Source organism: Pseudomonas sp. LLC-1 (genome assembly GCF_002992185.1).
GTDB classification, from domain to species: domain Bacteria; phylum Pseudomonadota; class Gammaproteobacteria; order Pseudomonadales; family Pseudomonadaceae; genus Aquipseudomonas; species Aquipseudomonas monteilii.
Genome location: NZ_LUVY01000014.1, coordinates 90,624 through 111,484, shown reverse-complemented (window position 1 = coordinate 111,484; position 20,861 = coordinate 90,624). Strand labels below are relative to the sequence as shown.

At 63.0% G+C, this 20,861-nt stretch carries 18 protein-coding genes; 13 read left to right on the top strand and 5 right to left on the bottom strand.

Annotated elements, in window-relative coordinates; all coding sequences use genetic code 11:
• Window positions 1–35 precede the first annotated feature (35 nt).
• From A0O30_RS13865 to A0O30_RS13840, 6 genes are all read left to right on the top strand, one after another.
• Entirely contained in the window at window positions 36–1,322 is a 1,287-nt protein-coding gene (locus tag A0O30_RS13865) for an ABC transporter substrate-binding protein (protein WP_105946894.1), read from the top strand.
• Between the two features lie 160 nt (window positions 1,323–1,482).
• Entirely contained in the window at window positions 1,483–2,391 is a 909-nt protein-coding gene (locus tag A0O30_RS13860; RefSeq protein ID WP_019098213.1) for a carbohydrate ABC transporter permease, read from the top strand.
• Window positions 2,384–3,229, top strand: coding sequence for a carbohydrate ABC transporter permease (locus A0O30_RS13855; protein WP_105946893.1), 846 nt, complete (start codon window positions 2,384–2,386; stop codon window positions 3,227–3,229). The genes A0O30_RS13860 and A0O30_RS13855 overlap by 8 nt, the downstream gene beginning before the upstream one ends.
• Before the next feature lie 3 nt (window positions 3,230–3,232).
• Window positions 3,233–4,387, top strand: a complete 1,155-nt coding sequence (locus A0O30_RS13850; protein WP_105946892.1) for an ABC transporter ATP-binding protein — start codon at window positions 3,233–3,235, stop codon at window positions 4,385–4,387.
• Window positions 4,388–4,428: 41 nt separating this feature from the next.
• Window positions 4,429–5,772: a carbohydrate porin gene (locus A0O30_RS13845; protein WP_019098215.1), complete on the top strand. Its 1,344-nt coding sequence runs from the start codon at window positions 4,429–4,431 to the stop codon at window positions 5,770–5,772.
• A gap of 117 nt (window positions 5,773–5,889) precedes the next feature.
• On the top strand, window positions 5,890–6,744 hold the full coding sequence (locus tag A0O30_RS13840) for a D-hexose-6-phosphate mutarotase (protein ID WP_104834050.1): 855 nt from the start codon (window positions 5,890–5,892) through the stop codon (window positions 6,742–6,744).
• Here the strand turns inward: A0O30_RS13840 and hexR are convergent.
• The gene (gene hexR, locus A0O30_RS13835) at window positions 6,737–7,600 is read right to left on the bottom strand and encodes a DNA-binding transcriptional regulator HexR (protein WP_169774905.1); all 864 of its coding nucleotides are present in this window, start codon (window positions 7,598–7,600) and stop codon (window positions 6,737–6,739) included. The genes A0O30_RS13840 and hexR overlap by 8 nt on opposite strands.
• A 211-nt stretch (window positions 7,601–7,811) precedes the next feature.
• Here hexR and zwf point away from each other — a divergent pair, with 211 nt between their 5' ends.
• From zwf to A0O30_RS13820, 3 genes are read left to right on the top strand one after another with little or no spacing between them, the layout of a single operon-like run.
• Window positions 7,812–9,281, top strand: coding sequence for a glucose-6-phosphate dehydrogenase (zwf, locus tag A0O30_RS13830; protein ID WP_105946891.1), 1,470 nt, complete (start codon window positions 7,812–7,814; stop codon window positions 9,279–9,281).
• Complete coding sequence (gene pgl, locus A0O30_RS13825) at window positions 9,268–9,981, top strand: 6-phosphogluconolactonase (protein ID WP_105946890.1); 714 nt, start codon at window positions 9,268–9,270, stop codon at window positions 9,979–9,981. The genes zwf and pgl overlap by 14 nt, the downstream gene beginning before the upstream one ends.
• A gap of 17 nt (window positions 9,982–9,998) precedes the next feature.
• Window positions 9,999–10,679 carry a bifunctional 4-hydroxy-2-oxoglutarate aldolase/2-dehydro-3-deoxy-phosphogluconate aldolase gene (locus tag A0O30_RS13820; protein ID WP_049275724.1) on the top strand — a complete coding sequence of 227 codons (681 nt, stop codon included), beginning with the start codon at window positions 9,999–10,001 and terminating at the stop codon, window positions 10,677–10,679.
• 236 nt (window positions 10,680–10,915) lie between these two features.
• On the opposite strand, the gene leuA is transcribed toward A0O30_RS13820, so the two are convergent.
• The 4 genes from leuA to A0O30_RS13800 all read right to left on the bottom strand — a co-directional run bounded on the left by leuA (window position 10,916) and on the right by A0O30_RS13800 (window position 16,149).
• Complete coding sequence (gene leuA, locus A0O30_RS13815) at window positions 10,916–12,589, bottom strand: 2-isopropylmalate synthase (protein ID WP_060497425.1); 1,674 nt, start codon at window positions 12,587–12,589, stop codon at window positions 10,916–10,918.
• Between the two features lie 433 nt (window positions 12,590–13,022).
• Window positions 13,023–13,850 (bottom strand): M23 family metallopeptidase, encoded by an 828-nt coding sequence (locus A0O30_RS13810; protein WP_019098217.1) that lies wholly within the window; start codon window positions 13,848–13,850, stop codon window positions 13,023–13,025.
• A gap of 3 nt (window positions 13,851–13,853) precedes the next feature.
• A complete protein-coding gene (gene xseA / locus A0O30_RS13805) occupies window positions 13,854–15,233 on the bottom strand; it encodes an exodeoxyribonuclease VII large subunit (protein ID WP_105946889.1) in 1,380 nt (459 codons plus the stop codon).
• Window positions 15,193–16,149, bottom strand: coding sequence for a LysR family transcriptional regulator (locus A0O30_RS13800; RefSeq protein WP_371921625.1), 957 nt, complete (start codon window positions 16,147–16,149; stop codon window positions 15,193–15,195). Before A0O30_RS13800 ends, xseA begins: the two co-directional genes overlap by 41 nt.
• A gap of 97 nt (window positions 16,150–16,246) precedes the next feature.
• Here A0O30_RS13800 and A0O30_RS13795 point away from each other — a divergent pair, with 97 nt between their 5' ends.
• The 4 genes from A0O30_RS13795 (at window position 16,247) to guaA (ending at window position 20,819) form a co-directional block, all read left to right on the top strand.
• Complete coding sequence (locus A0O30_RS13795; protein ID WP_105946888.1) at window positions 16,247–17,002, top strand: sulfite exporter TauE/SafE family protein; 756 nt, start codon at window positions 16,247–16,249, stop codon at window positions 17,000–17,002.
• A 47-nt stretch (window positions 17,003–17,049) separates the two neighbouring features.
• Window positions 17,050–17,607 (top strand): sugar ABC transporter ATPase, encoded by a 558-nt coding sequence (locus tag A0O30_RS13790; protein WP_105946887.1) that lies wholly within the window; start codon window positions 17,050–17,052, stop codon window positions 17,605–17,607.
• Window positions 17,608–17,693: 86 nt separating this feature from the next.
• Window positions 17,694–19,163: an IMP dehydrogenase gene (guaB, locus tag A0O30_RS13785; RefSeq protein WP_016713074.1), complete on the top strand. Its 1,470-nt coding sequence runs from the start codon at window positions 17,694–17,696 to the stop codon at window positions 19,161–19,163.
• Between the two features lie 78 nt (window positions 19,164–19,241).
• Window positions 19,242–20,819, top strand: a complete 1,578-nt coding sequence (guaA, locus tag A0O30_RS13780; RefSeq protein ID WP_105946886.1) for a glutamine-hydrolyzing GMP synthase — start codon at window positions 19,242–19,244, stop codon at window positions 20,817–20,819.
• Window positions 20,820–20,861 lie beyond the last annotated feature (42 nt).

Here is a 20,861-nt window from a genome sequence, read left to right as displayed (position 1 = left end):
GACTTGCACGGCATAACAACAAGAAAGGTGCTTCGATGAATTCCACGCTCCGGCTCGCTGCCGCAATCTCCCTGGCTTCCCTACTCCCGCTCAGTGCCCAGGCTGCCGAACCCAAAGGCAGTGTCGAGGTCGTGCATTGGTGGACTTCGGGTGGTGAAAAAGCCGCTGCCGATGTGCTCAAGGCCCAGGTCGAAAAAGACGGCTTTACGTGGAAAGATGGCGCCGTCGCGGGTGGTGGCGGTGCCACGGCCATGACCGTGCTCAAGAGCCGCGCTGTAGCCGGCAACCCACCGGGTGTCGCGCAGATCAAAGGGCCTGACATCCAGGACTGGGCGGCCACCGGCTTGCTCGATGGCGATGTGCTCAAGGATGTGGCCAAGGCCGAACAGTGGGACACACTGCTCGACAAGAAAGTCGCCGACACCGTGAAGTACGACGGTAACTACGTCGCCGTACCGGTAAACATCCACCGTACCAACTGGCTGTGGATCAACCCGGAAGTCTTCAAGAAAGCCGGTATCGACAAGGCGCCCACCACCCTCGACGAATTCTACGCCACCGCCGACAAACTCAAGGCTGCCGGCTTCATCCCGCTCGCCCATGGCGGCCAGCCGTGGCAGGACAGCACCGTGTTCGAAAGCGTGGTGCTGTCGGTAATGGGCACCGACGGCTACAAGAAGGCCATGGTCGACCTCGACAGCGCCGCGCTGACCGGCCCGGACATGGTCAAGGCGTTGACCGAGCTGAAAAAGGTCGCCACCTACATGGACCCGGACGGCAAAGGCCAGGACTGGAACCTGGAAGCGGCCAAGGTCATCAACGGCAAGGCCGGCATGCAGATCATGGGTGACTGGGCCAAGAGTGAGTGGACCCTGGCGAAGAAAACCGCCGGCAAGGATTACCAGTGCGTGCCGTTCCCCGGCACCGAAAAGGCCTTCCTCTACAACATCGACTCGCTGGTGGTGTTCAAGCAGAACAACCCCGGCACGGCTGCCGGCCAGCAGGACATTGCCCGCAAGGTGCTGGGCGAGGACTTCCAGAAGGTCTTCAGCACCAACAAAGGGTCGATCCCGGTGCGCAACGACATGCTGGCCGACATGGGCAGGTATGGCTTTGATGCCTGCGCGCAGGCGTCTGCCAAGGACTTCCTGGCGGATGCCAAAACCGGCGGCCTGCAGCCAAGCATGGCGCACAACATGGCCACCACGCTGGCCGTGCAGGGCGCGTTCTTCGATGTGGTGACCAACTACATCAACGACCCCAAGGCCGACCCGGCCGATGCGGCGAAGAAGCTGGCGGCGGCGATCAACGCCGCCCAGTAACGATCTGATGGCCTCATCGCCGGCAAGCCAGCTCCCACAAGGTATTCACTGCATCTGAATACTGTGGGGTACCTGTGGGAGCTGGCTTGCCGGCGATAGGGCCAGTACAGACAACACAAAAGGCAGTGCCCCACACTGCCCGGGCTCTGGGTACCACATCATGACCACAACAACCGCCCAACTGCGGGCCTCACCCCTGGACGCGCTTCAGCGCTGGCTGCCCAAACTGGTGCTGGCGCCCAGCATGTTCATCGTCCTGGTGGGCTTCTACGGCTACATCCTCTGGACCTTCGTGCTGTCTTTCACCACCTCGACCTTCCTGCCCACCTACAAATGGGCCGGCCTGGCGCAATACGCCCGGCTGTTCGACAACGACCGCTGGTGGGTGGCCAGCAAGAACCTGCTGCTGTTCGGTGGCCTGTTTATCGCCATCAGCCTGGCCATCGGTGTGTTGCTGGCGGTGCTGCTGGACCAGCGCATCCGCCGCGAAGGCTTCATCCGCACCATTTACCTCTACCCCATGGCGCTGTCGATGATCGTCACCGGCACCGCCTGGAAGTGGCTGCTCAACCCCGGCATGGGCCTGGACAAGCTGCTGCGCGACTGGGGCTGGGAGGGCTTTCGGCTGGACTGGCTGATCGACCCCGACCGGGTCGTGTACTGCCTGGTGATCGCGGCCGTGTGGCAGGCCTCGGGCTTCATCATGGCGATGTTCCTGGCCGGCCTGCGCGGTGTCGACCCTTCGATCATCCGCGCGGCGCAAATGGATGGCGCCAGCATGCCGCGCATCTACTGGACCGTGGTGCTGCCCAGCCTGCGCCCGGTGTTTTTCAGTGCGCTGATGATCCTTTCGCACATCGCCATCAAAAGCTTCGACCTGGTGGCGGCGATGACCGCTGGCGGCCCGGGTTACTCATCCGACCTGCCTGCGATGTTCATGTACGCGTTCACCTTCAGCCGCGGCCAGATGGGTATGGGCTCGGCCAGTGCCATTCTCATGCTCGGGGCGATCCTGGCGATCCTCGTGCCTTACCTGTACTCGGAGCTGCGGAGCAAACGCCATGCATAGCCCTGTCGAAAAGCCCGTGCTCAGCATGAGCCGTATCGCCATCCATGCGGTGCTGCTGCTGGCCGTGGCGCTTTACCTGGTGCCGCTGGTGGTGATGCTGCTGACCAGCTTCAAGACCCCGGAAGACATCAGCACCGGCAACCTGCTGAGTTGGCCGCAGGTGATGACCGGCATTGGCTGGGTCAAGGCCTGGGGCACGGTCAGCGGTTACTTCTGGAACTCGATCATGATCACTGTGCCCGCAGTGCTGATTTCCACCACCATTGGGGCGTTGAACGGCTATGTGCTGTCGATGTGGCGCTTTCGCGGCTCGCAGCTGTTCTTCGGCCTGCTGCTGTTCGGCTGCTTCCTGCCGTTCCAGACCGTGCTGCTGCCCGCCTCGTTCACCCTTGGCAAGCTCGGCCTGGCCAGCACGACTGGCGGCCTGGTGCTGGTGCACGTGGTCTATGGCCTGGCCTTCACCACGCTGTTCTTCCGCAACTTCTACGTGAGCATCCCCGATGCGCTGGTCAAGGCTGCACGCCTGGACGGTGCCGGCTTCTTCACCATTTTCCGCCGCATCATCCTGCCGATGTCCACGCCCATCATCATGGTCTGCCTGATCTGGCAGTTCACCCAGATCTGGAATGACTTCCTGTTCGGCGTGGTGTTCTCCAGTGGCGACTCGCAACCGATCACCGTGGCCCTGAACAACCTGGTCAACACCAGCACCGGGGCCAAGGAATACAACGTCGACATGGCGGCGGCGATGATCGCCGGCCTGCCAACCCTGCTGGTCTATGTGGTGGCAGGCAAATATTTCGTGCGCGGGCTGACGGCCGGCGCGGTCAAGGGGTAAGCCATGGCAACGCTCGAACTTCGCAATGTGAACAAGACCTACGGCAGTGGCCTGCCGGACACCCTCAAGGACATCCAGCTGTCGATCAGGGATGGCGAGTTCCTGATCCTGGTCGGCCCCTCGGGCTGCGGCAAGTCAACCTTGATGAACTGCATTGCCGGCCTGGAGCAGATCACTGCCGGTGCGATTCTCATCGACGAGCAGGACGTCAGCGGCATGAGCCCCAAAGACCGCGACATCGCCATGGTGTTCCAGTCCTACGCGCTGTACCCGACCATGAGCGTGCGCGAGAACATCGAGTTTGGCCTGAAGATCCGCAAGCTGCCCCAGGCCGCCATCGACGAAGAGGTGGCGCGGGTGGCCAAGCTGCTGCAGATCGAGCACCTGCTGGCGCGCAAGCCGGCGCAGCTGTCCGGTGGCCAGCAGCAACGGGTAGCCATGGGCCGTGCGCTGGCGCGGCGGCCGAAGATCTACCTGTTCGACGAACCGCTGTCCAACCTCGATGCCAAGCTGCGCGTCGAGATGCGCACCGAAATGAAGCTGATGCACCAGCGCCTGAAAACCACCACCGTGTACGTCACCCATGACCAGATCGAGGCCATGACCCTGGGCGACAAGGTGGCGGTGATGAAGGACGGCATCATCCAGCAGTTCGGCACCCCCCAGCAGATCTACAACGACCCGGCCAACCAGTTTGTCGCCAGCTTCATCGGTTCGCCGCCGATGAACTTCATCCCGGTGCGCCTCACGCAGCAGGAGGGGCGCTTGTTGGCCGTGCTCGACAGCGGCCAGGCACGCTGTGAGCTGCCCTTGGGCGTAGCCGGTGACGAACTGGAGGGCCGCGAGATCATCCTCGGCATCCGCCCCGAGCAGATTGCCTTGGGCACCGTCGAGGGCAACGGCCTGCCGGGCATTCGTGCCGAGGTGCAGGTAACCGAGCCCACCGGGCCGGACCTGCTCGTATTCGTCACCCTCAACCAGACCAAGGTGTGCTGCCGCCTGGCGCCCGATGTGGCGTGCCGGGTGGGGGACACCCTCAACCTGCAATTCGACCCGGCCCGGGTGCTGATGTTCGATGCCGGCACGGGCGCGCGCCTGCACCCGGCCAGCCCAGGCGCAGCGGTGAAGGACAACGTGGCTCACTTCAAAGGCCGTTGACTCGTCTACACCATCAATAAGAAAAAAGAGGACGCAAAGGGATGGAACAGCGCAAACGCATCAGAACATTGGGCTCGCTGGCTTTGCTCGCCGTTGTCGGCAGCAGCGGCGCGCAGGCTGCCGAGGCCTTTTCCAGCGAATCGAAATGGATGACCGGCGACTGGGGCGGCACCCGCACCGAGCTGCTGGAGAAGGGCTACGACTTCACCCTCGACTACGTCGGCGAGGTGGCTGGCAACCTGCACGGCGGCTACAACGACGACAAGACGGCGCGCTACAGCGATCAGTTTGCCCTTGGTGCACACCTGGACTTGCAAAAAATCCTTGGCTGGCACGATGCCGAGTTCAAGCTGGCGATCACCGAGCGCAGTGGCCGCAACCTGTCCAACGACCGCATCAGCGACCCGCGCGCCGGGCAGTTCAGTTCGGTGCAAGAGGTGTGGGGCCGTGGCCAGACCTGGCGCCTGACCCAGATGTGGATCAAGCAGAAGTACTTCGATGGCGCGCTGGATGTGAAATTCGGGCGCTTCGGCGAGGGCGAGGACTTCAACAGCTTCCCCTGCGACTTCCAGAACCTGGCCTTCTGCGGCTCGCAGGTGGGCAACTGGGTGGGCGGCATCTGGTACAACTGGCCGGTCAGCCAGTGGGCGCTGCGGGTGAAATACAACATCACCCCGGAATTTTTCGTGCAGGTCGGCGCCTTCGAGCAGAACCCCTCCAACCTGGAAACCGGCAACGGCTTCAAGCTCAGCGGCAGCGGTACCAAGGGTGCGATCCTGCCGGTAGAGGCGGTGTGGTCGCCCAAGGTCAACGGCCTGCCGGGTGAGTACCGCCTGGGGTACTACTACAGCACGGCCAAGGCCGACGATGTGTTCGACGACGTCAACGGCAACCCGCAGGCGTTGAGCGGCGAGGCCTTCAAGTCGCACTCCAGCAAGCATGGCTGGTGGGTGGTGGCGCAGCAGCAGGTCACTGCACAGGCGGGTGACGTCAACCGTGGCCTTAGCCTGTTCGCCAACTTCACCGTGCACGACAAGGCCACCAACGTGGTCGACAACTACCAGCAGGTGGGGCTGGTCTACAAAGGCGCCTTCGATGCCCGGCCCAAGGATGACATCGGCTTCGGCGTGGCGCGTATTCATGTGAATGACGACGTGAAGAAGCGTGCCGAACTGCTCAATGCCCAGAGCGGTATCAGCGATTACGACAACCCAGGCTTCGTGCCGCTGCAGCGCACCGAGTACAACGCCGAGCTCTATTACGGCTTCCACGTCACCAACTGGCTGACCGTGCGGCCCAACCTGCAGTACATCAAGAGCCCTGGCGGGGTGGACGAGGTGGACAACGCGCTGGTCGCAGGTTTGAAGATTCAGTCGTCATTCTGAGGGCAATTGTTGTAAATTTACGCCAATCCCTTTTCGGTTCCCGGCACCCACTGGCCTGCAGTGGGTGTCAGGGATAGGCCGAGACAGCGCTATCTCAAACAACAAGAGCTCTGAACCATGCCCGAACATCCGCTCCATCGCTTCTTTTCCTCGCAGCGGCCCAGGCCGACATTCGAGTGGGAGCGTTACCAGCAGCGCGATGTGCTGATCATCGATCACCCCCGTTGCCAGGCGGTATTCAGTCGCCAGGGCGCGCAACTGCTGCACTTTCAGCCAGCGGGTGAGCGCCCCTGGCTGTGGTGCGCCGAGCAGTGGCCGCAGGTGGGGGCGATCCGTGGTGGCGTGCCGGTGTGCTGGCCGTGGTATGGCCGCCACCCCAGTGAGGATTTGTGGCCAGCCCATGGCTGGGCACGGTTGCTGGACTGGAAGCTGGTGGACAGCCGCGAGGACGAGGAGGGCGTGACCCTGAAGTGGCGGCTGGACCTGTGTGACTGGCAGGTAGACCTGCATGCCCGGCTGGGTAGCCGCATGGAACTGAGCCTGAGCACCGAGCATCAGGACAGCGAACCCTGTCAGTTGAGCCATGCGCTGCTGGCCTACTGGCGCATCAGTGACGTGTCCGAGATAGCGCTGTCCGGGCTTGAGGACATCGAAGGTTACGACCGCTTGAACCGCCAGGCCTGCCGAGAAGATGGCGCGCTGAAGCTCAAGGGGGGCTGCCAGAAGGTCTATCCCGGCACACCGCGTGTGCAACTGCAGGACCCGGCCTGGCAGCGTGAGCTATGCATCGATACGGGTGACAGCGACGACACCGTGGTCTGGCACCCGGGCAACCGCCCGTTGATGGGCGTGACCGGCCGCGAAACTCAGCATTTTGTCTGCGTCGAGGCCGCCAGCGGCAGTGGCGAGGGCCTGAGCCTGGCGCCGGGGCAGCGTGCCCACCTGCGCTTGCAGGCGCACCGGCTCAGTTGAGTTCGTCGTCCTCGATCGGGTAGCGGCTGGCGTTCAGGCTTTCCTTGATCTTGCGCAGGTGTGGCTGGAAGTCCACGCCGCGGCGCAAGGTCATGCCGGTGGCCAGCACATCGAGCACCGTCAGCTGGATGATCCGCGAAGTCATCGGCATGTAGATGTCGGTATCTTCCGGCAGCGGAATGTGCAGGCTCAGGCTGCAGGCGTTGGCCAGTGGCGAGCCGGCGGCGGTCAGGCCCAGTACCGAGGCGCCGTTTTCACGGGCCAGGCGGGCCACTTCGACCAGTTCGCGGGTGCGCCCGGTGTAGGAAATGATCACGAACAGGTCGCCGGTGTGCGCCACCGAGGCCAGCATGCGCTGCATCAGCACGTCAGCATGGGCCGACACGGCCAGGTTGAAGCGGAAGAACTTGTGCTGCGCATCCAGGGCTACCGGCGCCGAGGCGCCCAGGCCGAAGAAGTGGATCTGCCGGGCCTGGATCATCATGTCCACGGCGCGGCTGACCTGTTGCGGGTCCAGTTGCTGGCAGGCGCTGTCGAGCGAGGCGATGGCACTGGCGAAGATCTTCTGGGTGTAGGCGGCCGGGTCATCGTCGGCCTCTACTGCGCGGCTGACGTAGGCGGCGCCGCTGGCCAGGCTCTGTGCCAGCTGCAGCTTCAGTTCGGGGTAGCCGCTGACGCCGAACGAGCGGCAAAAGCGGTTGACGGTCGGTTCGCTGACCTTGGCCGCCTGGGCCAGCGCAGCAATGCTGAAACGGGTGGCTTGTTGCGGGTTGAGCAGGATGACTTCGGCGACTTTGCGTTCGGCCTTGTTCAGCTCGTCGAGGCGTCCCTGGATCTGCTCCAGGAGGTTTCGCACGCGGTCCATGGGTGTGTCCTTGGGTCGGGAAGACAGCCGGCTGTGGAAGCAGCAGGCTTTTTGCACGGTCGTCTATCGTACTGTCGGCGCGGTTGGCGTACCACTTGTCTGTAACACTTGTGTGTAATGTTGTGGTTTTTACTACATTATCCCTTGAAAACCGCATGTGAAAGCGGTATTCCTAGACCAACTTTAGGAAAGAACCAACATCATGGCTGCGATCAGTGTCGAACCTTGCACCTTTGCCCTGTTTGGCGCCCTCGGCGACCTGGCATTGCGCAAGCTGTTTCCTGCGCTTTACCAGCTTGACCGGGCCAACCTGTTGCACCCGGACACCCGCTTGTTGGCGTTGGCCCGCGAAGCCGGCAGCGCGCAGGAGCACCTGAACAGCATCGAGGCGCACCTGCGCCGGCATGTGCCCGAGGCGGATATCGAGCCAGCAGCGCTGGGGCGCTTTCTCGCCAGGCTAAATTACCAACATCTGGATTTTCTTCAGCCCGAGGGCTACCAGGCCCTGGCCGAGCAATTGCCAGGCGAACTGCCGCTGATCGCTTACTTCGCCACGGCGGCAGCGGTGTATGGGGCAATCTGTGAAAACCTCGACAAGGCCGGGTTGGCCCCGCGCACCCGTGTGGTGCTGGAAAAGCCTATTGGCCACGACCTGGAGTCGTCGCGTCGGGTCAACGATGCCGTAGCACGGTTCTTCCCCGAAAGCCGGGTTTACCGTATCGATCACTACCTGGGCAAAGAGACGGTGCAAAACCTCATTGCCCTGCGCTTCGCCAACAGCCTGTTCGAAACCCAGTGGAACCAGAATTCCATCTCCCACGTGGAGATCACCGTTGCCGAAAAAGTCGGTATCGAAGGCCGCTGGGGCTATTTCGACAAGGCTGGCCAACTGCGTGACATGATCCAGAACCACCTGCTGCAGCTGCTGTGCCTGATCGCCATGGACCCGCCCAGTGAACTGTCGGCCGATGCCATTCGCGACGAAAAGGTAAAAGTGCTCAAGGCCCTGGCACCGATCACCGGCGACGGGCTAAGCACCCGTGTGGTGCGTGGCCAGTACATTGCCGGCTACAGCGAAGGCAAACCGGTGCCCGGCTACCTGGAAGAAGACAACGCCAATGCCCAGAGCGACACCGAAACGTTCGTCGCACTGCGTGCCGACATTCGCAACTGGCGTTGGTCGGGCGTGCCGTTTTACCTGCGTACCGGCAAGCGCATGCCGCAGAAACTGTCGCAGATCGTTATCCACTTCAAGGAAACGCCGCACTACATCTTCGCCCCGGAACAGCGTTTGCAGATCGGTAACAAGCTGATCATCCGCCTGCAACCGGACGAAGGCATTTCTTTACGGGTAATGACCAAGGAGCAGGGCCTGGACAAGGGCATGCAACTGCGCAGCGGCCCGTTGCAGCTGAATTTTTCCGACACCTGGCGCAGTGCGCGGATTCCGGATGCCTACGAGCGCTTGCTGCTCGAAGTGATGCGTGGCAACCAGAACCTGTTCGTGCGCAAGGACGAAATCGAATATGCCTGGAAATGGTGCGACCAGTTGATCGCCGGCTGGCGTAATGCGGGCGATGCGCCCAAGCCTTACGCGGCGGGCTCCTGGGGGCCGATGAGCTCGATTGCACTGATCACACGCGATGGGAGGGCGTGGTATGGGGATATCTGAACTGAAATTGCCAGCGGCTGTGAAGGTACACGCGCTGGCAGATGCCAAGGCGCTGGCCGCCACTCAAGCCCACGACGTGGCCGAGCGCCTGCGTGCGGCGATTGCTGCCAAGGGCCAGGCCTGCCTGGTGCTGTCCGGCGGCCGCAGCCCGGTGCCGTTCCTGGAGAAGCTGGCCAGCGAAAACCTGGACTGGTCCAAGGTCACCGTCAGCCTGGCCGATGAGCGCTGGGTGCCCGTGGAGCACGCTGACAGCAATGCTGGCCTGCTGGCCCGCCACCTGCTGAAGGGTGCAGCGGCCAAGGCCCGCTTTGTTGGCCTGTACCAGCAGGCGGAGAACCTCGATGCCGCCGCGCTCAAGGCCGACCAGGCCTTGGCCGGGCTGCCACTTATCGATGTGTTGGTGCTGGGCATGGGCGACGATGGCCATACCGCCTCGCTGTTCCCGGCCAGCCCCAACCTGGAAGCAGGCCTGGACCTGTCCAGCCCGCGCCGCTGCCTGCCGTTGCTGGCACCGAGCGTGCCGCACCAGCGTCTGTCGATGACCCGCTCGCTGCTGGCCAGTGCCGCCTTTACTGCGCTGTCCGTGCAAGGCCAGGGCAAACTCGCTACCCTGCGCGCCGCGCTGGCTGGCAACGACCTCACTGAAATGCCGATTCGCGCTTTTCTTCACGACCCCCTGGACATCTACTGGTGCCCATGAGCCAAGGATCCACAGTCATGACCACCCTTGAACGCCCGCAGCCCAAGCTCTCGATGGCCGATAAAGCCGCGCGGATCGATGCCATTTGCGAAAAGGCGCGCATCCTGCCGGTGATCACCATCGCCCGTGAGGAAGACATCCTGCCACTGGCTGATGCCCTGGCCGCCGGCGGCATCCGTACCCTGGAAGTGACCCTGCGTTCGCAGCATGGCCTGAAGGCCATCCAGGTGCTGCGTGAACAGCGCCCGGAGCTGTGCGTCGGCGCCGGTACCGTGCTTGATCGCAGCATGTTCGCTGCTGTCGAAGCGGCCGGTGCGCAGTTCGTCGTTACCCCGGGCATAACCCAGGACATTCTGGAAGCCGGTGTGGACAGTGAAATCCCGTTGCTGCCAGGCATCAGCACACCGTCCGAAATCATGATGGGCTACGCCCTGGGTTACCGCCGCTTCAAGCTGTTCCCGGCGGAAATCAGCGGCGGTGTTGCAGCGATCAAGGCCTTTGGCGGGCCGTTCGGTGATATCCGCTTCTGCCCAACCGGTGGCGTCAACCCGGCCAACGTGCGCAATTACATGGCCTTGCCTAATGTGATGTGCGTGGGCGGGACCTGGATGCTCGACAGCAGCTGGATCAAGAACGGCGACTGGGCGCGGATCGAGGCGTGCAGTGCCGAGGCGATGGCGTTGCTGGACGCCAACTGAATTTGTTGTGTGCTTTACGGCTTATGGGGCGCTTGGTCGGCGCCCCTTTTTTTTGCCTGGAATTCTTCTGTTGCCTGTACCGGCCTCTTCGCGGGCTTGCCCGCTCCCACAGGTATCGCGCCGCTCTCAGGTGCTGTGCAGTACCTGTGGGAGCGGGCGAGCCCGCGAAGAGGCCGGCACAGGACAACAAAAAAGCCCGCATCAAACGATGCGGGCTTTTTCATTCACGCAAAGGCTCAGGCCGCTTTGGCTTCCTGCTGGCTCAACGAGCGGTTCAGTGCGCTGAACAGCGCCTTGAAGCTGGCGGTGGTGATGTTTTCATCGATACCCACACCATGCACCGGACGGCCACCGGCCACGCGCAATTCAATGTAGGCAGCAGCCTTGGCATTGGTGCCTGCGCCAATGGCATGCTCGTTGTAGTCCATGATCTCCACCGAGATCGGCAGGCCGGCTACCAAGGCTTCCAGGGCGCCATTGCCCTTGCCGCGCCAGTGCAGGGTGGTTTCGCCTTCGCCGGCAACTTCCACTTCCACGGCGCTGTGGCCGTTTTCTTCCTGCAGGCGGTGGCTGACCAGCGCGTACGGCGCGTTGGCCTGGAGGTATTCCTTGTGCAGCAGGCTGTAGATCTGCTGGGCGGTCATTTCCAGGCCCAGGCGGTCGGTTTCACCCTGGACGACCTGGCTGAATTCGATCTGCATGCGGCGTGGCAGGCTGATGCCGTATTCCTGCTCGAGCAGGTAGGTGATGCCGCCTTTGCCCGACTGGCTGTTGACGCGGATGACCGCCTCGTAGCTGCGGCCGATGTCGGCCGGGTCGATCGGCAGGTAAGGCACTTCCCACAGCTCGCCTTCCTGCTGCTTGGCGAAGCCTTTGCGGATGGCGTCCTGGTGCGAGCCGGAGAACGCGGTGTGGACCAGATCGCCCACATACGGGTGGCGTGGGTGCACCGGCAGCTGGTTGCACTCTTCGACCACTTTGCGCACGCCGTCGATGTCGGAGAAGTCCAGCAACGGGTCGATGCCTTGGGTGTAGAGGTTCAGTGCCAAGGTCACCAGGTCGACGTTACCGGTACGCTCGCCGTTGCCGAACAGGCAGCCTTCGGCGCGGTCGGCACCCGCCATCAGGCCCAGTTCGGTGGCGGCGATGCCGGTGCCACGGTCGTTGTGGCAGTGCAGGCTGATGATCACGCTGTCGCGACGGCTGACGTTACGGCAGAACCACTCGATCTGGTCGGCATAGATGTTCGGCGTGGACACTTCCACGGTGGCCGGCAGGTTGAGGATGATCTTGTGCTCAGGCGTCGGGTTCCACACCTCGATGACTGCGTCACAGACTTCCTTGGCGAACTCCATTTCGGTGGCGCTGAAGGTTTCTGGCGAGTACTGGAAGGTCCACTGGGTTTCCGGCTGCTGGGCAGCGTATTTGACGAACAGCTTGGCCGCGTTCACCGCGATGTCCTTCACGCCTTGCTTGTCCTGGTTGAAGACGATGCGGCGGAACGACGGGCTGGTGGCGTTGTACAGGTGGACGATGGCTTTCTTGGCACCGCGCAGCGATTCGAAGGTACGGGCGATCAGGTCTTCACGGGCCTGGGTGAGCACCTGGATGGTGGTGTCGTCCGGAATATGGCCGTCTTGAATCAGGGTGCGCACGAAGTCGAAGTCGGTTTGCGAGGCAGACGGGAACGAGGCTTCGATTTCCTTCACGCCCACCTGCACCAGGGTCTTCCAGAAGCGCAGTTTCTTCTCCGAATCCATCGGCTCGATCAGCGACTGGTTGCCATCACGCAGGTCGGAGCTGCACCAGATCGGCGCGGCAGTGATGGTTTTCGACGGCCAGGTGCGGTCAGGCAGGTCGATGGTCGGGAAAGCGCGGTACTTCTTCGAAGGGTCTTTGAGCATGGTCATGGAAGCAATCCTTTTGTGTGCGGCCGAGATCGGGCCTGCCGAGCGATAACGAGATGAAGAGGCGAGGCGACGCGATTCAACCTGGTAGTCGGGCGCTGACCAGGCAGAGGCTGCGATGTTGTCGGAGCAGGATGAGGGTGCTGAAGGTTTTCATGCCTTCAAACTTAACCAGTGGGGTGGGGGATGGCAAGCGTTCGAAGAAAATTGAGAGGAATGCTTAAAAAAAGCCTAGGAGCGAGATTTTATAGCTTGGGTTCTTTTGGAGCTTCTTGATTATTGCGCGGTATTTTTCGATGGCGCAACATGATGGAATTGATATTGGCAGTGCTGGCCTCTTCGCGGGCTCGCCCGCTCCCACAGGTACAGCGCAGCCTTCGAGAGCGGCGCAATACCTGTGGGAGCGGGCATGCCCGCGAAGCAGGCGCCGCCGATACTAGGGCTGGAACGCCCCAATGAAAATCGCCGGATCCACCCGCGCATCATTCAGGCTGACGTTCCAGTGCATATGCGGCCCGGTCGCCCGTCCGGTGGAGCCCACACGCCCGACCACCTCGCCACGGCGCAGCTGCTGGCCCACCTGCACATCGATCTTCGACATGTGGCAGAACATGCTGATGAAGCCCTGCCCATGGTCGACGAATACTGTGCGGCCATTGAAGAAGTAGTCCCCCACCAGAATCACCTTGCCATTGGCCGGGGTCTTGATTGGCGTGCCCGCCGGCACCGCGAAGTCCAGCCCGGCATGCGGGTTGCGTTCTTCGCCATTGAAGAAGCGGCGCACGCCAAACTTGCTCGACAGCGGGCCGTTGACCGGCTTGTCGAGGATCAGGTTGCTCGGCAGGCTCGGGCTGAAGCTGCGGTAGGCCTTGATCTGCTCGGCCAGTTCGCGGTCGATGCGCTTGAGGTCGGCCGGGTTCGGGTTGACCTGGCGGGTGTTCTTCAGGGTGATGCGCTGCTCGGGGTATTTCTTGCTCCCCACGCTGAAGGGCAGCGTGCGGCCGCCCTGGTTCAACGTGGCAGTGCCGGGCTTCTGGGTCAGCGGGATGCCGACGATGGCCAGCCAGGTATCCTGCTCTTTCACCACCAGCACCGGCTTGCCGTCGAAGCGGGCACTCGGCGCGCTGGCGGCGGGGCCCAGGTCGACCACTGCAACGCCGCCGGGCACCGGCTTGTTCAGCGTGCGGGTGATGTAGCTGGCCTGAGCACCGCCGGCCAGCAGCAACAGGGAAAGGGCAAGCAGGGGCGCAAGCAGGCGGGGCATGTGTCAGTCCAGTAGTGAGAGGGTGACCGGGGTCAGGTGGTTGTCTTCGACCCGCACCAGCAGCTCGCCTTCGTTCAGGCGAGCGGTCAGGCGCTGGCCGTTGCGGGTCTGTTCGGCGCTGCGGATGGCCTGGCCTTGTTCATCCAGCAAAATGCTGTAGCCGCGGGCGAGGGTGGCCAGCGGGCTGACCACCTGCAGGGTTTGCAACTGAGCCTGGAAGCGTTGGCGGCGATCTTTGAGCACGTCACGCATGGCCCGTGGCAGGCGCTCGGCCAGGCTGTCCAGGCGCTGGCTCAGCAGTTTCAGGTTACGCCCCGGGTGCTGTGCGGCCAAGCGCGTATCCAGGCGTGCCAGGCGCTCGCGGCGCTGGTTGAGGCTGAGCATGAAGGCGCGGCGCAGGCGCATGTCCAGGTCGTCCAGGCGCTGGGCTTGCTGGCGCAAACGCTCGCCCGGGTGACGCAGGCGCCGGGCCAGGGATTCCAGGCGCAGGCGGTCGTGGGTCAGGCGGTTCTGCATGCGCAGCAGCAGGCGCCGTTGCAGGCCATCCAGGCGTTGCTGCAGGCCACTGTTGTCGGGGGCCAGCAGTTCGGCGGCAGCAGACGGTGTGGGCGCGCGCACGTCAGCGACAAAGTCGCTGATCGACACATCGGTTTCATGGCCCACTGCGCTGACAATCGGCGTGACGCAAGCGGCAACCGCACGCGCCACGGCTTCTTCGTTGAAACACCACAGGTCTTCCAGCGAGCCGCCTCCGCGGGCCAGGATCAGCGCATCGAAACCGAGGCTGTCGGCGAGGCGGATGGCACGCACGATCTGCGCGATGGCTTCGCGGCCCTGTACCGCTGTCGGGATCAGGTTCAGCTCTACCTGGGGGGCACGGCGGCCGAACACACTGATGATGTCGCGGATCACTGCACCGGTGGGTGACGTGACGATGCCGATGCGCTGTGGGTGGGCCGGTAGCGGCTTCTTGCGTTCGGCGCTGAACAGCCCCTCGGCACCGAGCTTTTCCTTCAGGGCTTCGAACGCCAGGCGCAGCGCGCCATCGCCGGCCGGCTCGACGGTGTCGAGAATCAGCTGGTAGTCGCCACGCCCCTCGAACAGCGAAACCTTGCCGCGCACACGAACGGCAAGGCCGTCTCGCAGGGCCTGGCGTACGCGGGTGGCATTCTGCCGGAACAACGCACAGCGCACCTGGGCGCCGCTGTCCTTGAGGGTGAAGTACATGTGGCCGGACGCCGGGCGGGCGAGGTTGGAAATCTCGCCTTCCACCCACACGCTGCGGAACACGTCTTCCAGCAGCACGCGGGCGCGGCCGTTGAGTTGGCTGACGGTAAGGACCTCACGGTCCAGGCCGAGTCGTTCGAAGGGGTCTTTGATCATGGCGGGCATCATAAAGGACATCGGCCCCGGTTGTCTGTCCCGGCCCTATCGCCTTCACGAACTGGCGCACCATCTGCCCTGCATCACGTCGGCAAGCCAGCGCTACGGTGCTCTCGCAGCCCCCTTCCAGCGCCACGAAACTGACCGAAGCCGGCGCAATTTCACGCATGCACGCTGGCAGTAACGCCACCCCGAAACCCGCCTGAATCAGCTGCAATTGCGTAGTTTTGCGCGACAGCACCTGCGCCGCGCGTGGAAAGAAGCCTGCCTCCATGCACAACGAAGCGGAAAGGTAACTCAGCCCGCCACGGTCCCGGTGCGGGATGGAAATAAAACGTTCTTCCCTCAATTGCTCCAGTTGAACGTGCGGCGCGTTGGCCAACGGGTGCCCAGCGGCGACCGCCAGCAACAGCGGTTCGCTGAACAGTTCGTGCAGCACCACGCCTTCGTGCTGGCGCAGCACCGGCAAGCGCAGCAGGCCGATATCCAGCCGCCCGGCCGCGATATCTTCCAGCTGGGCCTCCGACGACTGCTGCGCGATCTCCAGTGAAACCCCCGGGTTTTCCCGCAGATAGATCCCCAGGCGAGCCAGCAACGGGCCGATCAGCGGCACGGTACTGGAATGGTTCAGGCGCAGGCTGCCCTGCAACCCCTTGCCAATGTCGCGCGTTACGCGCTCTGCTTGCGCCAGGTCGGCCAGCAAGCGGCGTGCCCGTTCGAGAAAGGCTTGCCCGGCCAGCGTCAGGCGCGGCAGGCGTGCCGTGCGCTCGAACAGCGGTGTGCCCAGCTGCTGCTCCAGCTCCTTGATCTGCCGGCTCAGCGCCGATTGGGCGATGTACAGCCGTTCGGCGGCGCCGCTGAAGCTGCCACACTCGGCAATTTCCACGAAGTAACGCAACTGGCGGATCGACGTCATGTCATGCCTTTTCAAGATAGCTATGGCGATAAAGGCATATTAGTCGGCATGGCTCATGGCTGGCTAACCTTGGCCTGTCTTTTCAGGAACTGCTGCCATGCTTGCCCAACTGTCGTTTTCCGGCCTTGACTGGCTGCCCATCCTGCTCGGTGTCGGTGCCGCCTACATCGTTTTTGGCATCGCCGGTTTCGGCACGGCGCTGGTGGCCGGCCCTGTGCTGATCCACTTCATGCCGTTGTCACGCATCATCCCGCTGTTGGTGCTGCTGGACTTCGTTGCCGCGTTCGGCAACCTGCTGCCATCGCGCCGGGATGTGGTGCGCAGCGAGTTGTTGCGGCTGCTGCCGTTCATGGCGCTGGGCTGCACGCTGGGCGTGGTATTTCTCCTGCAACTGAAATCCGACCTTTTGCTGCTGCTGATGGGCTTGTTCGTCACGGCCTACGCGCTGTACGGGTTGGCGGTGAAGGTGCGGCCGGCCCGGTTGTCCGGCGTGTGGGCGGTGCCGATGGGTACGGCAGGTGGTTTGTTCGGTGCGCTATTTGGCAGCGGCGGTTTCTTGTACGCCCTTTACCTGAGCGCACGGCTGGAGGTAAAGGAGCAGGTACGTGCCACCCAGAGCGCGCTGATCAGTTGCAGCACGGTGGTGCGCCTGACGCTGTTCCTGGTCGCCGGTGTCTATGCCGACCAAAGCTTGCTGCTGCTTGCCGCCTGCTTGCTGCCGGTCATGTTCGTCGGCCTTTGGCTGGGGCGCAGGCTGACCCACCGGCTGTCCCGTGAGGCATTTGTACGCCTGGTCACCTGGCTGGTGCTGGCCAGCGGGCTGGCGTTGATCGGTCGCTACCTGAGCGCCTGAGCGGTAGAATTGCGTCATTACCGCAGTTTTTCAGGCTTTTCCCGTTCATGAACACCCAGAGCATCATCGTTCCCAAGCTGTCCACTGTCCCGGTGCATGAAGCCCGCGCCCGCGCCATCCTGCGCTGGCTGGTGCGCGAAAAGGTCGTCGAGGAGCAACTGACCACCTGTGGCCGCACCGGCAACCGCATGGGTCATGCCTTGGCTGCAGGCGCGCGCAAAGTGGCCCTGTTCCCGGAAAAACTGCCCTTCGGCCAGCAGGTCAACGGCCTGGAAGTGATGCTCAAGCGCTGCATCTATACCCCGACCGATGGCTTTCTTGAAGAAGCCGGTTGCCCGGAATGCCGGCGCGAAGTGGGCGAGCCGCTGTTCGAAAGCCTGGAAGAGTGGATGCCGGGGGTAAGTGACAACTTCACCTGCCCGCTGTGCGGCTTCGAAGATGACATCAATGGCTTCATTTACCTGCAGCCATGTGCCTTTTCCAACCTGGGGTTCATCTTCAACAACTGGGGCGAGGCCGGGTTCACCCAGGCCTTTCTCGACAGCTTCGCCGACTGGCTCGACCAGCCGGTGGCCGTGGTGCAGGTAAAACTGCCACAAGGCTGACCGAAGGCCCTTATTTTGCATTGAGCGGCGCGCCGTGCATGAGTATAATGGCGCGCTTCCATTTTTCCCGCCCGGGAGCCCCCGCGATGCTGCGTATCAGCCAAGAAGCCCTGACCTTCGACGATATCCTCCTTGTACCTGGTTATTCCGAGGTACTGCCCAATGAAGTCAGTCTCAAGACCCGTTTGACCCGTGGCATCGAGCTGAACATTCCGCTGGTTTCCGCCGCCATGGATACCGTGACCGAAGCGCGCCTGGCCATTGCCATGGCCCAGGAAGGCGGTATCGGCATCATCCACAAGAACATGACCATCGAACAGCAGGCCGGCGAAGTGCGCAAGGTCAAGAAGTTCGAGGCTGGCGTGGTCAAGGACCCGATCACCATCGACGCCGACGCCACCGTGCGCGACCTGTTCGACCTGACCCGCCTGAACAACATCTCCGGCGTACCGGTGCTGGCGAACGGCGACCTGGTCGGTATCGTCACTTCCCGTGACGTGCGCTTCGAAACCCGCCTGGACGCCAAGGTCCGCGACGTGATGACGCCAAAAGAGCGTCTGGTCACCGTCCGCGAAGGCGCCGACAAGAACGAAGTGCGCGAGCTGCTGCACAAGCACCGCCTGGAAAAGGTCCTGATCGTTGACGACAAGTTCAACCTCAAGGGCATGATGACCGTCAAGGACATCGAAAAAGCCAAGGCTTACCCGCTGGCCAGCAAGGACGACCAAGGTCGCCTGCGCGTTGGCGCTGCGGTCGGCACCGGCAAGGATACCGGCGAGCGCGTTGCTGCCCTGGTAGCCGCTGGCGTTGACGTGGTGGTTGTCGACACCGCGCACGGCCACTCCAAAGGCGTGATCGACCGCGTTCGCTGGGTAAAAGAAACCTACCCGCAAGTGCAGGTTATCGGCGGCAACATCGCCACCGGCGCCGCTGCCAAGGCCCTGGCCGAAGCGGGCGCTGACGCCGTCAAGGTCGGTATCGGCCCAGGCTCCATCTGCACCACCCGTATCGTTGCCGGTGTCGGCGTGCCGCAAATCAGCGCCATCGCCAACGTTGCCGCCGCACTGGAAGGCACTGGCGTGCCACTGATTGCCGACGGCGGTATCCGCTTCTCCGGTGACCTGTCCAAGGCCATCGTTGCCGGTGCTTCCTGCGTGATGATGGGTTCGATGTTCGCCGGTACCGAAGAGGCTCCGGGTGAAGTCGAGCTGTTCCAGGGCCGTTCTTACAAGGCCTACCGTGGCATGGGCTCGCTGGGTGCCATGGCACAGGCGCAAGGCTCGTCCGACCGTTACTTCCAGGACTCCTCGGCCGGCGCCGAGAAGCTGGTACCGGAAGGCATCGAAGGCCGTGTTCCTTACAAAGGCGCCCTGGCTGCGATCATCCACCAGCTGATGGGCGGCCTGCGTTCGTCCATGGGCTACACCGGCAGCGCAACCATCGAAGAGATGCGCACCAAGCCGGAATTCGTGCGCATCACCGGTGCCGGCATGGCCGAGTCCCACGTGCATGACGTGCAGATCACCAAAGAAGCCCCTAACTACCGCGTAGGCTGAGGCTTCCAGCAATATAAGCATGCGGGGCTGTCACGACAGCCCCGCGTCGTTTCCGATTTCCACTGACGAGATTGAGTCATGGCCCTCGACATTCACGCTCACCGCATCCTGATCCTCGATTTCGGTTCCCAGTACACCCAGCTGATCGCCCGCCGCGTGCGCGAAATCGGCGTGTACTGCGAACTGCACCCGTTCGACATGGACGATGAAGCGATCCGCGAATTCAACCCGCGCGGCATCATCCTCGCCGGCGGCCCCGAGTCGGTCCACGAAGCCAACAGCCCACGCGCTCCGCAGGCCGTGTTCGACCTGAACGTACCGGTGCTGGGCATCTGCTACGGCATGCAGACCATGGCCGAGCAGATGGGCGGCAAGGTAGAAGGTTCCGACCTGCGTGAATTCGGTTATGCCCGCGTAGACGTGGTCGGCAAGAGCCGCCTGCTCGACGGCATCGAAGACCACGTTGACGACGACGGCGTACTGGGCCTGGACGTGTGGATGAGCCACGGCGACAAGGTTACCCAGATGCCGGGCAACTTCCACGTGCTGGCCAGCACCCCAAGCTGCCCGATCGCCGGCATGTTCGACGATTCCCGTGGCTACTACGGCGTGCAGTTCCACCCGGAAGTGACCCACACCAAGCAAGGCGGTCGCATCCTGTCCCGCTTCGTGCAGGACATCTGCGGCTGTGAAGCCCTGTGGACCCCGTCCAACATCGTCGAAGACGCCATCGCCCAGGTGCGTGAGCAAGTCGGTTCGGCCAACGTCCTGCTGGGCCTGTCCGGCGGCGTCGACAGCTCGGTGGTTGCCGCGCTGCTGCACCGCGCCATCGGCGACCAGCTGACCTGCGTATTCGTTGACAACGGCCTGCTGCGCCTGCACGAAGGCGACCAGGTGATGGCCATGTTCAAAGAGAACATGGGCGTCAAAGTGATCCGCGCCGATGCTGAAAAGCAGTTCCTCGACAACCTGGAAGGCGAAGCCGACCCGGAGAAGAAGCGCAAGATCATCGGCCGTACCTTCATCGACATCTTCGATGCCGAAGCCAGCAAGCTGGAAAACATCCAGTTCCTCGCCCAAGGTACTATCTACCCGGACGTGATCGAGTCGGCTGGCGCCAAGAGCGGCAAGGCCCACGTGATCAAGTCGCACCACAACGTGGGTGGCCTGCCGGAAGAAATGAACCTCAAGCTGGTCGAGCCGCTGCGTGAGCTGTTCAAGGACGAAGTGCGCAAGATCGGCCTGGAACTGGGCTTGCCGTACGACATGGTCTACCGCCACCCGTTCCCGGGCCCGGGCCTGGGCGTGCGCATCCTGGGTGAAGTGAAGAAGGAATACGCCGACATCCTGCGTCGCGCCGACCACATCTTCATCGAAGAACTGCGCAAGGCCGACTGGTACCACAAGACCAGCCAGGCGTTCGTGGTGTTCCAGCCGGTCAAGTCGGTTGGCGTCGTTGGCGACGGCCGTCGCTACGCCTGGGTCGTGGCCCTGCGTGCCGTCGAGACCGTGGACTTCATGACCGCGCGCTGGGCACACCTGCCGTACGAACTGCTGGAAACCGTCAGCGGCCGTATCATCAACGAAATCGACGGTATCTCCCGCGTTACCTACGACGTGTCGAGCAAGCCGCCGGCGACTATCGAGTGGGAATGATCCCGCACCAATAGCCGGAAACACCCAAAAGCCCGCTTGAAT

Excerpts from the sequence above, each read along its gene's own strand:
- guaB (WP_016713074.1), top strand. The coding sequence starts at position 17,694 with ATGCTGCGTATCAGCCAAGAAGCCCTGACCTTCGACGATATCCTCCTT.
- A0O30_RS13795 (WP_105946888.1), top strand. The coding sequence starts at position 16,247 with ATGCTTGCCCAACTGTCGTTTTCCGGCCTTGACTGGCTGCCCATCCTG.
- A0O30_RS13855 (WP_105946893.1), top strand. The coding sequence starts at position 2,384 with ATGCATAGCCCTGTCGAAAAGCCCGTGCTCAGCATGAGCCGTATCGCC.
- A0O30_RS13845 (WP_019098215.1), top strand. The coding sequence starts at position 4,429 with ATGGAACAGCGCAAACGCATCAGAACATTGGGCTCGCTGGCTTTGCTC.
- leuA (WP_060497425.1), bottom strand. The coding sequence starts at position 12,589 with ATGACCATGCTCAAAGACCCTTCGAAGAAGTACCGCGCTTTCCCGACC.
- A0O30_RS13790 (WP_105946887.1), top strand. The coding sequence starts at position 17,050 with ATGAACACCCAGAGCATCATCGTTCCCAAGCTGTCCACTGTCCCGGTG.
- A0O30_RS13800 (WP_371921625.1), bottom strand. The coding sequence starts at position 16,149 with ATGACGTCGATCCGCCAGTTGCGTTACTTCGTGGAAATTGCCGAGTGT.
- A0O30_RS13820 (WP_049275724.1), top strand. The coding sequence starts at position 9,999 with ATGACCACCCTTGAACGCCCGCAGCCCAAGCTCTCGATGGCCGATAAA.
- guaA (WP_105946886.1), top strand. The coding sequence starts at position 19,242 with ATGGCCCTCGACATTCACGCTCACCGCATCCTGATCCTCGATTTCGGT.
- A0O30_RS13810 (WP_019098217.1), bottom strand. The coding sequence starts at position 13,850 with ATGCCCCGCCTGCTTGCGCCCCTGCTTGCCCTTTCCCTGTTGCTGCTG.
- A0O30_RS13865 (WP_105946894.1), top strand. The coding sequence starts at position 36 with ATGAATTCCACGCTCCGGCTCGCTGCCGCAATCTCCCTGGCTTCCCTA.
- xseA (WP_105946889.1), bottom strand. The coding sequence starts at position 15,233 with ATGATCAAAGACCCCTTCGAACGACTCGGCCTGGACCGTGAGGTCCTT.
- A0O30_RS13840 (WP_104834050.1), top strand. The coding sequence starts at position 5,890 with ATGCCCGAACATCCGCTCCATCGCTTCTTTTCCTCGCAGCGGCCCAGG.
- zwf (WP_105946891.1), top strand. The coding sequence starts at position 7,812 with ATGGCTGCGATCAGTGTCGAACCTTGCACCTTTGCCCTGTTTGGCGCC.
- pgl (WP_105946890.1), top strand. The coding sequence starts at position 9,268 with ATGGGGATATCTGAACTGAAATTGCCAGCGGCTGTGAAGGTACACGCG.
- A0O30_RS13850 (WP_105946892.1), top strand. The coding sequence starts at position 3,233 with ATGGCAACGCTCGAACTTCGCAATGTGAACAAGACCTACGGCAGTGGC.
- A0O30_RS13860 (WP_019098213.1), top strand. The coding sequence starts at position 1,483 with ATGACCACAACAACCGCCCAACTGCGGGCCTCACCCCTGGACGCGCTT.